Below are 10,118 nucleotides of genomic sequence, written 5' to 3'. Positions count from 1 at the left end.
GGGCCAAACCCGAGAGTAGAGCAGTAGCGTAGTGCCTCAGGGTAGAGGCTTTAGATGACCTGAACCCCATTCCATAGCTTATAGATCAGAATAGGTTTCAGTTATAGCCTCTACCCAAAATCGCCACATCCTATGGTTATCGATTTCTTAGCATTTGATCAACGCTCGGTATCTCCGTTACCCATTGGGCGTAACAGCCTGCTACCGTTGGTGGCGGCTCGGCATAGAGCGCTTCAACACATCCCAGGCCGAACGCAGATTGGATTCAGGTTCAGGCAGCAACCAAGTAATGACTATTTCTTCGATGGCGGCCAGTATGCATATAACCGCCGCAATACGAAACGGCCATGCCAAGCCATACAAAAACAGGATGTATAAGGTTAAGCCCATGGATGCCGCGGCAATTTTAACTCCCCAAGTATGATAACTGGTGAAGCGTCCGAACTTGAGAATGCCCGCCAGCGCCGGCAGCAGACAGCTGGCTATAATCAGGCCAACATAAAATAGTTCTCGGCGTACAATTTCAGGCCAAAGCCACCAACAACACAAGGCAATGGTTAGATAAGTGATAACGTCCGCCCAGCTGTCCAGAGTTGCGCCAAACTGCGTTACTTGTCCGGTCATTCTGGCGACCATGCCGTCGAGCATATCGGTAAGGAAAGCAACCGCGAGCAATCCCATAAAGGCAATCCCATATCCATTCCATGCTAACCACAACAATACCGGCGCAGCAACAAAGCGGAAACCGGTTAAAAAGTTGGGTAAGTTCAGTTTGGACGGTTCGCCGTTCATAAGGCAAATGAGGCCGTCAAAGGCGCATGATCAGAAAGCGTATGCCACGGTGCTTGGGTCAGACGCTCGCACGATACCGGGATTAAACCGCGATAATAAATGCGATCCATCGGTAAAAAAGGCAGCCAGGACGGAAAGCTTCGGGCATAACGGCCGTGAGTTTCACGAAAAATCTCCTGTAAACCCAGGTGATCATGAAAGAACCGATCAGCCTGTCCCAGCCAGTCGTTAAAGTCGCCGGCAACAATCAATGGCGCATTATGGGGCACATGGCTGTCGATACGCGCGGATAATTTGGCTATCTGAAGGCGCCGCTCTTTACCCATCAGGCCGAAATGTATGCATACGATATGCACATCCTGATTGCTTTCCGGCAAGCGGATAACGCCATGCAACAAGCTGCGACTGGCCCAGGGGAAAGGCGACACATTGATGTTTTCCCAATGCACGAATGGGTGTTTGCTCAAGATGGCATTGCCGTGATGGCCGGCACTGTAAATCGCGTTCTTGCCGTAGGCATGGTATGGCCATATGTTTTCAGCAATAAACTCAAGCTGGGATAAAACCGGCCAATCGACGATTCTTTTTTCATGGCGAAGGTGCTCGCCTTGCATTTCCTGCAAAAACATCAAATCGGCATCGGCGGCTATTAATGCATCCCGGATCTGGTGCAGCACAAACCGCCGGTTACCGACATTAAAACCTTTATGAAGGTTGTAAGTTAATATTCGCAATCCTTTTTTATTCATATGCAGTTTCGGTCAATTTATCTAATAAGGCCGCTTTCTAATATGCAGTCGATAAAGAAGCGGCGAGATTAATTCCTCAATCAGAAAAAAAATCACTACAATCAAAGTGATGTCGATCGGGCTCAGCATCAGTGAGTCTTTTAACAGCAATGCCGGTAACAACGACTCGGGCACCGTATCAAGACCTCTTGCATGACTACTTTCAACATAGCCCATCCTGCGCTTGATAAAGCTTGCCAGCAAATCTCCGGACATTACCAATAGACCAAATAATACACCTGTCAAAAGATCTATTCCGCTTAAAATTGCGGCAAGAACGGTAAAAAAAATAGCTGAACATAAGCCTCGCCATGTTTTGGTGTCGCCAAACAAACGACGCCCGTCGCGCAACTTCAGCCCATTATCCACAGGCCATGCCCACTGCGTACCCAGTATTTTATTGACCAGCACCGGTGCGCCATTCGCCACAACAAGCAATGCGACAGCCTGAATCATACAACATAAGCACAACGATAGCGCGTTCACCTTAATAAGCCTCAATTGCTCGCAATAAGCCATGTTATTTGATCATAGCCGGCACTCACTGTCGATTCAGAGCAGATGCGATTTTTGCCATTGCTTGAGTGCATAAAACAGGCTGCTTAAAAATACTGTAAAATACTGTAAAATGTTTAAAGCAAAAAATATTCCCTTTGCCGCTTTCTATAAATTTAAGAGAAACTCATGATAGATAAAAAACTGCTTGATATTCTGGCCTGTCCTTTATGCAAGAGCCCACTGATTTATGACAAATCCAAGCAGGAACTTATCTGCAAAGCCGACCGTATTGCTTTCCCCATCCGTGACGACATTCCTGTCATGCTCGAAGACGACGCACGCGAATTAACTCATGACGAAATCGACGCCTTATACAAATGAGTGTGCGTTTTAAAGTAGTTATTCCGGCACGATACGCTTCAACAAGATTACCGGGTAAACCGCTGCTGGATATTGCCGGCAAACCGATGATTGCGCATGTCTGTGCGCGTGCGCAGGAAGCCGATGCCGACGAAATTATTGTCGCCACCGATGATGAGCGGATTTTTCAAACCGTTACAGCTCTGGGAATTAAAGCGGTTATGACGCGAGCAGATCATCAAAGCGGTACGGAAAGAATCGCCGAGGTTGCAAGGCTTTGCGGCTGGGCTGACGATACCATCATCGTTAATCTGCAAGGCGATGAACCGTTAATTCCACCTGCTTATATTCGCGATACCGCTGAAGCGCTGGCCGGTCAGCAGCAGGCGGGCATAGCGACACTGGCTGCGAAGATCACTGATCCGGAAGAAATTTTCAATCCCAACGCGGTAAAAGTGGTCTTGAATCAGGCCGGTTATGCGCTTTATTTCAGCCGCGCGCCAATCCCTTGGGATAGGGATGCGTTCACCCAGCCTAACGGTGCACCCTCCGGTAAAATGCCTTATCTCAGGCATATCGGCATGTATGCCTATACTGTTGATTTTTTAAACCGCTATTGTTTTTGGGATGCTTCATTGCTGGAGTCGATTGAATCCCTGGAACAGCTGAGAATACTCTGGCACGGCGAGAGCATTAGAGTGCATATCGTCGATAAGACACCGTCCGCCGGTGTCGATACAAAAGAAGATTTGCTACGCGTAGAACAAGTATTGCGCCTGGATCGCTAGTCGGTCCGGATGCTGCTTACATTTGACATAGCATTTTAATAACAGTACCTTGGGCAACATTTTTTAACTTTCACTTAAACACCGGTTTTTCAAGAGCAGTCAATGGAAGAATTTCATAGAATAAGTCGTTTACCTCCCTACGTTTTTAATATTGTTACTGATCTGAAAGCCAAAGCCCGAGCGGCTGGAGAAGATATTATCGATTTTGGCATGGGTAATCCCGACCAGGCCACGCCGGAGCATATCGTAACTAAATTGATTGAATCTGCCCAACGTCCCGATACGCATCGTTATTCGGTTTCCAAAGGCATACCCCGATTAAGAAAAGCCATCTGTACCTGGTACAAAAACCGTTTTGATGTCGATTTGGACCCCGAAACCGAAGCCATTGTCACCATCGGTTCAAAAGAAGGTTTGGCGCATTTGGCGTTGGCGACTTTAGGCCCTGGAGATGTAGTGCTGGTGCCTAATCCCGCGTATCCGATACATCCTTACGGCGTTGTGATTGCAGGTGCCGATCTAAGGCATGTACCTATGATTCCGGGCGGCGATTTCTTTGAAGAACTGCATAAAGCCATTATTGATTCATGGCCCAAGCCGAAAATGCTGATCCTTAATTTTCCCGGCAACCCGACCAGCCAGTGTGTGGAGCTCGACTTTTTCGAGAAAATCATCGCCGTCGCCAAAGAGCATAAAATTTGGGTGGTACAGGATATTGCTTACGCAGACATCGTTTTTGACGGCTACAAAGCGCCGTCAATCCTGCAAGTCAAAGGCGCAAAAGACATTGCGGTAGAGTTTTTCTCGCTGTCAAAAAGCTACAACATGCCGGGCTGGCGTGTGGGTTTCATGTGCGGCAACAAAGAACTGGTTTCCGCTTTGGCACGCATTAAATCTTATCTGGATTACGGCACGTTTACGCCCATCCAGATTGCCGCGATTGCTGCCCTTGAAGGGCCGCAGGATTGCGTGGCTGAAATTGCCGAAATGTACCGGAAAAGACGCGACGTATTGTGCGATGGCTTAACGGCAGCCGGGTGGCCGGTTGAAAAACCGAAAGCCACGATGTTTGTCTGGGCGCGTATTCCCGAAGCCTATCAACATATGGGGTCGCTTGAGTTTTCAAAGAAACTGCTGGCAGAGGCCAAAGTTGCGGTTTCACCGGGTATCGGTTTCGGCCAGCATGGCGATGATCACGTCCGATTCGGCCTGATTGAAAATGAACACCGTACCCGGCAGGCAGTTCGCGGCATACGCAATATGATGAAGAAAGACAAGGTTATATAATGTTGCGTTTTCATCATTCCCACATTCCAGAGGCCATGAAACAATTCGTGCGTTAGCATAAAAAATTAAGAAATAACCACGAAGAACACAGACGACTGCAAGGATGCAGGAGGTAGAGCAATGCAGGAGCTATTGCCGAGAACACGAAGTTTTAATATATTAATTGGATTGTTTTCTTCGTGTCCTTCGTGACCTCTGTGGTAAATATTTTTTTAACTGGAGTTTGATTTGAAACCGGTAAAAGTAGGTATATTAGGATTAGGCACTGTCGGCGGCGGCACAGTCAATGTGTTGAAGCGAAACGCGGCGGAAATTGCCCGCAGAGCAGGCCGTGAAATCATCATCACTCGTGCCTCAGCAAAGGATTTGAGCAAGCAGCGTATTTGCGACACGCAAGGCATCGCGTTAACGACCGATCCTTTTGAAATCATCAATGATCCGGAAATCGAAATTATCCTGGAACTCATCGGCGGGGCAGGGCAGGTTAAAGACATGGTGCTGAAAGCCATAGAGAATGGTAAGCATGTTGTAACCGCCAATAAGTCGCTGATCGCATTGCACGGTAATGAGATTTTTGCCAAAGCCAGCGAAAAAGGCGTCATCGTCGCTTTTGAAGCCGCTGTTGCCGGTGGTATTCCCATTATCAAAGCCATACGCGAAGGCTTAAGCGGCAACCACATCGAATGGTTGGCGGGCATTATCAACGGCACAGGCAATTTCATCCTGACCGAAATGCGCGATAAGGGCCGTGATTTTGCTGACGTATTGGCCGAAGCTCAAGCCTTGGGTTACGCAGAAACCGACCCTACCTTTGACGTGGAAGGCATCGATGCCGGACACAAGCTGACCATCCTTGCTTCGATTGCTTTCGGCATCCCGTTGCAGTTCGACAAGGTTTATACCGAAGGCATCACCAAGATTACCCGCACTGATGTCGAGTACGCGGAGCAACTGGGCTATCGCATTAAGCATTTGGGCATCGCTCGCAAGACTCCGGAAGGCATCGAGTTAAGGGTGCATCCGACCTTGATTCCTGAGCGTCGTCTTATTGCCAATGTCAACGGCGTCATGAATGCTGTTTTGGTTAAAGGCGATGCGGTCGGTCCTACGCTTTATTACGGCGCCGGAGCTGGTGCCGAACCGACAGCATCCTCTGTCGTCGCCGATGTTATCGATGTAGTCAGGGCTTTAACCAGCGATCCTGAAAACCGTGTGCCACATTTGGCCTTTCAGGCCGATGCCTTAGCCGACATACCGGTATTGTCTGCGGACAAGTTCAGGACTTCTTATTATTTGCGGTTGAATGCTGAAGATAAGCCGGGCGTTTTGGCTGAAGTAACGCGGATTTTGGCCGATCACCAGATAAGCATCGAAGCGATTAGCCAGAAAGTACCGCTGCACAATGAAACGTCGGTACCGATTATCATACTGACTCAGATCACGCTGGAAAAAGAAATGAACGCGGCGATTGCCGAAATTGAAGCGTTAAAAACCGTTACCGGTAAAGTTAACCGTATCCGCCTGGAAACTTTGGGATAAATTAAAAAATATGTCTACTCATAAACATCACACCGGCTTGATTAATCGCTATAGAGATCGCCTGCCGGTTAGCGAAAGCACTCGCATTATCAGTTTGAACGAAGGCAATACGCCGCTGATTCAATTGCAAAATATTCCCCGACTGATCGGCAAGGATGTCGATATTTATGTAAAATATGAGGGGCTGAACCCGACCGGCTCATTTAAGGATCGCGGCATGACTATGGCAGTCACCAAAGCCGTGGAAGCGGGCAGTCAGGCTATCATCTGCGCCTCGACCGGCAACACTTCCGCTGCTGCTGCGGCATATGCAGCACGCGCCGGCATCAAAGCGTTCGTGCTGATTCCCGACGGCAAGATTGCCTTGGGCAAATTGGCGCAAACATTAATGTATGGTGCCGAAATTATCCAGATTAACGGCAACTTCGATAAAGGCATGGCATTGGTCAAAGAAGTCGCCGATCATGCGCCGGTCACCATCGTTAATTCGATCAACCCGTTCAGAATTGATGGACAAAAAACCGCCGCTTTTGAAATTGTCGACGATCTTGGTTTTGCGCCTGACTTTCACTGTCTGCCGGTCGGCAATGCCGGAAATATTACCGCTTACTGGAAAGGCTATACTGAATATGCCACTAGCCGTGTATGCAGTACTCGCCCGGTTATGTGCGGCTATCAGGCAGCCGGGGCGGCACCGTTTTTAGCCGGCCACATGATCGACGAGCCCGAAACCATCGCGACAGCGATACGCATCGGTCATCCGCAATCTTGGGATTTTGCCTGGGCTGCGCAAAAAGAATCCGGCGGCTGGTTTGACAAGTTTACCGACGAACAAATTTTAGCTGCTCACAAAATGCTGTCCCAGTTTGAAGGCATCTTTTGCGAGCCTGCTTCGGCAACATCATTAGCGGGAGCCTTGCATGACATTGGCTCAGGAAAAATTCCTGAAGGCAGCAAGATTGTTTGCACCTTAACCGGTAATGGCTTAAAAGATCCCGATACAGCTATCTCGCAATGTGCTGCCGCACATCCTGTGACGATTGACGCCAGTTTGGATGCGGTTAAACGGGCTATTTTGGATTGTTTATAAGCTATGCTCCGCGTTAAAAATCAATAAAGCAGTCATCTAAAGCCGGCTTTTGTCGGCTTTTTTATTGGAAACCCATGTATTATCAAGGCGTAAAAAAAACCATCGTTACCCGCTCAGTCCCGAAGATGCGCGCAAAATTTGGGGAAATGCATCCGGTACTGGAACGCATCTTTTTAGCCAGGGGATTGACTTCAGAAGCCGATCTGGACAGGACGCTGGCTAAACTTCCGTCGCCATGGCTGCTATCGGGCATGGAAAAGATGGTGGAACATTTGATCACCGCGATCAATGAGCAGAAACGGATTTGCATTGTGGCCGACTTCGATGCCGACGGCGCAACCAGTTGTGCGGTAGCTATTAAGGGTTTGCAATCGCTGGGCGCAAAGGAGGTAACCTTTGTTGTGCCTAACCGGTTTGAGTACGGTTACGGCTTGACTCCTGAAATCGTCGATCTGGTTAAGCAGCAAGATCCTGATGTGATTATTACCGTTGATAACGGCATATCGAGCATAGATGGGGTTAGGGTTGCCAAAGAACTGGGCATACAAGTCCTGATCACCGATCATCATTTGCCGGGGCATGAGTTGCCCATGGCTGACGCTATAGTCAATCCCAATTTGATCGATGATAAGTTTCCCAGTGGCACGCTGGCCGGTGTCGGCGTTATTTTTTATGTGTTAATGGCGTTGAGAAGCCGGTTAAGAGATCAGGGCTGGTTTGAGCAAAAACAGGTTCAAGAACCCAATCTAGCTCAGTTGCTTGATTATGTCGCGTTGGGGACGGTTGCCGATGTGGTGGCACTGGATCAAGTCAACCGGGTTCTGGTGTATCAGGGGTTATTAAGGATACGCACAGGGCGTTCGCATCCGGGTATAAAAGCGCTTATCGAGGTATCAGGCAGAAACTCTGAAACCGTTTCTGCCTCCGATTTGGGTTTTGCCATAGGGCCGAGGCTTAATGCGGCAGGACGTATGGATGACATGTCATTAGGGATTCAGTGTCTGCTTACCGAAGACCCTTCTCTTGCCAAAGAAATGGCATTGCAGCTCGATGAGCTGAACAATGACCGGCGGGAAATTGAAGGGCAAATGAAAAACGAAGCGATGGCTTTGTTAAGTGAAATGAAAAAGCTTGATGAACACCATTTGCCTGCCGGAGTCTGCTTATTTGACTCAAACTGGCATCAAGGTGTTATCGGCATTTTAGCATCACGAATTAAAGATCAATTGCATCGTCCGGTTATCGCGTTTGCGCCTGCCGGAAAAGATGAGATAAAAGGCTCCGCACGCTCGATTCCCGGCGTTCATATTCGCGATGTATTGAGTGATATTGCTGCCGCACACCCTAAGCTGCTGAGTAAATTCGGGGGGCACGCGATGGCAGCAGGCATGAGCATAAAAATGCACGACTATCCGCCGTTTGCATTGGCTTTTGATGAAGTGGTCAGAAAACGTTTAGTGACTATTGATCTGGAGCAGAAGATCTATTCCGATGGCGAACTTACTGAGCAGGAGCTGACTATTGGATTTGCTGATTTATTGCAGAACGCCGCAACCTGGGGACAGGAATTCCCCGAGCCTGTTTTTGATGGGGTTTTCGATGTGATTCAATCGCGCATTGTCGGGCAAAGACATCTTAAATTAGTGCTGAGAAAACCGTTCGGCGAGTTATTAATCGATGCGATTGCTTTTTATGTGGATAAGCCGGAAAGCTGGCTGGGCTTGCGGCACATTAAAGCGGCTTATAAACTGGATATTAATGAGTTTAGGGGGAACCGCAGCGTGCAGCTGATAGTGCAGTATCTGGAAAAAATAGTATAAAAAAGGGCGGATAATCCGCCCTTTTTGTGTAATGCTATTATTTTTTTGGTTCTGCTGGTGCGGCGGGAGCCGGTTCTTCAGTTTTAGCTGGTTCTGCCGGAGCCGCTGGAGCTGTCTCAGTTGCAGCGCCTTCAGCCGGTTTTGCAGACTCTGCAGCAGGTTGTTCTGCCGGAGCAGCTTCAGTTTTTGGCTTCTCCTCAGTCAGCGGCACTAATACTTCTACTTTTGCCTGATTGCGCAATGTTTCTATCATGCCTTGAACTTTCTTGCGTTGCATGAAAGGTGTCAATTGCTCTTTAACCGCTTCCAATGGTGGAGGTGTTACAGGGCGAGAATCTTCTTTTAAAATTACATGATAACCAAACTGGGTCTTAACGGGTTCTTTGGAGTATTTTCCTTTTTCCAGTGCCGCCACTGCTTCTGAGAAAGGAGCAACCATTTGTGCAGCAGAGAACCAACCTAAGTCGCCGCCATTTTGAGATTCTTTAGCATCCAATGAATGCTTGTTGGCTAATTTGGCGAAATCCGCACCCTTATTCAATTCGGTAATCAGTTTTTTAGCCTCTGCCTCGGTTTTAACCAGAATATGACGCGCTTTATACTCAGTACCTTTTTCAGCGGCTACCTTGTTGTCATATTCGGCTTTTATTTCAGCATCGGTTACCGGATTGGCTTTAATGAAGTTCTGCAGTACGGCTTGGGTTAATAAGGATTTTTTGGCGGCCTCTAACTGTGCAATGAATTCAGGCGATTTATCCAGTTGCTTTTGCAAAGCATCCTGAACCAGTAATTCACGCTGAACAAGTTCTTCAACCAGTTTTTCCTTAGGGAAAGTTTGTCCGTGGCTACGTTCGGCGATTTCTTTTTCCAACGTTTCCAGAGACGATTTAGAGATATATTGGCCGTTAACAACAGCAACAGCATCTGCTTTATCAACCGCAGGTGAAGCGGTTGTAGCAGGAGTGCTGCCTGCATTAGTGGATGTTTCTTGGTTACAGCCGGCGATCAATGCTGTGCCGACAACAAGTAAGGGGATGAATTTTTTCATTTAGAATCTTCCTTTATTTTCTTCAGAGGGTGAGAGAGCATTAATGCCTAAGGCATGAATTTGTTGTTTCATCATGTCGCCCAGCGCATTATAAATAAGCTGGTGCCG

11 protein-coding genes are annotated in these 10,118 nt (G+C 48.1%); 6 read left to right on the top strand and 5 right to left on the bottom strand.

Annotation, left to right across the window (positions count from 1 at the left end):
• Positions 1 to 201: 201 nt before the first annotated feature.
• The 3 genes from M0R47_RS20825 to M0R47_RS20815 are packed head-to-tail and all read right to left on the bottom strand — an operon-like array spanning position 202 to position 2,036.
• The gene (locus M0R47_RS20825) at positions 202 to 792 is read right to left on the bottom strand and encodes a CDP-alcohol phosphatidyltransferase family protein (protein ID WP_292558278.1); all 591 of its coding nucleotides are present in this window, start codon (positions 790 to 792) and stop codon (positions 202 to 204) included.
• Entirely contained in the window at positions 789 to 1,541 is a 753-nt protein-coding gene (locus tag M0R47_RS20820; protein WP_292558277.1) for an endonuclease/exonuclease/phosphatase family protein, read from the bottom strand. The genes M0R47_RS20825 and M0R47_RS20820 overlap by 4 nt, the downstream gene beginning before the upstream one ends.
• A 21-nt stretch (positions 1,542 to 1,562) precedes the next feature.
• Positions 1,563 to 2,036, bottom strand: a complete 474-nt coding sequence (locus M0R47_RS20815) for a CDP-archaeol synthase (protein WP_292558276.1) — start codon at positions 2,034 to 2,036, stop codon at positions 1,563 to 1,565.
• A gap of 231 nt (positions 2,037 to 2,267) precedes the next feature.
• On the opposite strand from M0R47_RS20815, the gene M0R47_RS20810 reads away from it, so the two are divergent.
• The 6 genes from M0R47_RS20810 to recJ all read left to right on the top strand — a co-directional run bounded on the left by M0R47_RS20810 (position 2,268) and on the right by recJ (position 8,962).
• Positions 2,268 to 2,459: a Trm112 family protein gene (locus M0R47_RS20810; protein ID WP_292558280.1), complete on the top strand. Its 192-nt coding sequence runs from the start codon at positions 2,268 to 2,270 to the stop codon at positions 2,457 to 2,459.
• Positions 2,456 to 3,226 (top strand): 3-deoxy-manno-octulosonate cytidylyltransferase, encoded by a 771-nt coding sequence (gene kdsB, locus M0R47_RS20805; protein WP_292558275.1) that lies wholly within the window; start codon positions 2,456 to 2,458, stop codon positions 3,224 to 3,226. The genes M0R47_RS20810 and kdsB overlap by 4 nt, the downstream gene beginning before the upstream one ends.
• 102 nt (positions 3,227 to 3,328) lie before the next feature.
• The gene (gene alaC / locus M0R47_RS20800) at positions 3,329 to 4,513 is read left to right on the top strand and encodes an alanine transaminase (protein ID WP_292558274.1); all 1,185 of its coding nucleotides are present in this window, start codon (positions 3,329 to 3,331) and stop codon (positions 4,511 to 4,513) included.
• Between the two features lie 228 nt (positions 4,514 to 4,741).
• The gene (locus M0R47_RS20795) at positions 4,742 to 6,052 is read left to right on the top strand and encodes a homoserine dehydrogenase (RefSeq protein ID WP_292558273.1); all 1,311 of its coding nucleotides are present in this window, start codon (positions 4,742 to 4,744) and stop codon (positions 6,050 to 6,052) included.
• A 10-nt stretch (positions 6,053 to 6,062) separates the two neighbouring features.
• On the top strand, positions 6,063 to 7,142 hold the full coding sequence (gene thrC / locus M0R47_RS20790) for a threonine synthase (RefSeq protein ID WP_292558272.1): 1,080 nt from the start codon (positions 6,063 to 6,065) through the stop codon (positions 7,140 to 7,142).
• Between the two features lie 74 nt (positions 7,143 to 7,216).
• Positions 7,217 to 8,962 carry a single-stranded-DNA-specific exonuclease RecJ gene (gene recJ, locus M0R47_RS20785; protein WP_292558271.1) on the top strand — a complete coding sequence of 582 codons (1,746 nt, stop codon included), beginning with the start codon at positions 7,217 to 7,219 and terminating at the stop codon, positions 8,960 to 8,962.
• 37 nt (positions 8,963 to 8,999) lie between these two features.
• Here the strand turns inward: recJ and M0R47_RS20780 are convergent, their stop codons facing one another.
• Both M0R47_RS20780 and M0R47_RS20775 read right to left on the bottom strand, forming a co-directional pair.
• The gene (locus tag M0R47_RS20780; RefSeq protein WP_292558270.1) at positions 9,000 to 10,010 is read right to left on the bottom strand and encodes a peptidylprolyl isomerase; all 1,011 of its coding nucleotides are present in this window, start codon (positions 10,008 to 10,010) and stop codon (positions 9,000 to 9,002) included.
• Positions 10,011 to 10,118 (bottom strand): BolA/IbaG family iron-sulfur metabolism protein (locus M0R47_RS20775; protein ID WP_292558279.1); only part of this gene is annotated, 108 nt, incomplete at its 5' end.

Source organism: Methylobacter sp. (assembly GCF_023227905.1).
Classification (GTDB): Bacteria; Pseudomonadota; Gammaproteobacteria; order Methylococcales; family Methylomonadaceae; genus Methylobacter_A.
The sequence above is the reverse complement of the archived record's forward strand: the minus strand, read 5'-3'. Positions and strand labels throughout refer to the sequence as shown.

Excerpts from the sequence above, each read along its gene's own strand:
- alaC (WP_292558274.1), top strand. The coding sequence starts at position 3,329 with ATGGAAGAATTTCATAGAATAAGTCGTTTACCTCCCTACGTTTTTAAT.
- M0R47_RS20825 (WP_292558278.1), bottom strand. The coding sequence starts at position 792 with ATGAACGGCGAACCGTCCAAACTGAACTTACCCAACTTTTTAACCGGT.
- M0R47_RS20780 (WP_292558270.1), bottom strand. The coding sequence starts at position 10,010 with ATGAAAAAATTCATCCCCTTACTTGTTGTCGGCACAGCATTGATCGCC.
- thrC (WP_292558272.1), top strand. The coding sequence starts at position 6,063 with ATGTCTACTCATAAACATCACACCGGCTTGATTAATCGCTATAGAGAT.
- M0R47_RS20820 (WP_292558277.1), bottom strand. The coding sequence starts at position 1,541 with ATGAATAAAAAAGGATTGCGAATATTAACTTACAACCTTCATAAAGGT.
- M0R47_RS20815 (WP_292558276.1), bottom strand. The coding sequence starts at position 2,036 with ATGATTCAGGCTGTCGCATTGCTTGTTGTGGCGAATGGCGCACCGGTG.
- kdsB (WP_292558275.1), top strand. The coding sequence starts at position 2,456 with ATGAGTGTGCGTTTTAAAGTAGTTATTCCGGCACGATACGCTTCAACA.
- recJ (WP_292558271.1), top strand. The coding sequence starts at position 7,217 with ATGTATTATCAAGGCGTAAAAAAAACCATCGTTACCCGCTCAGTCCCG.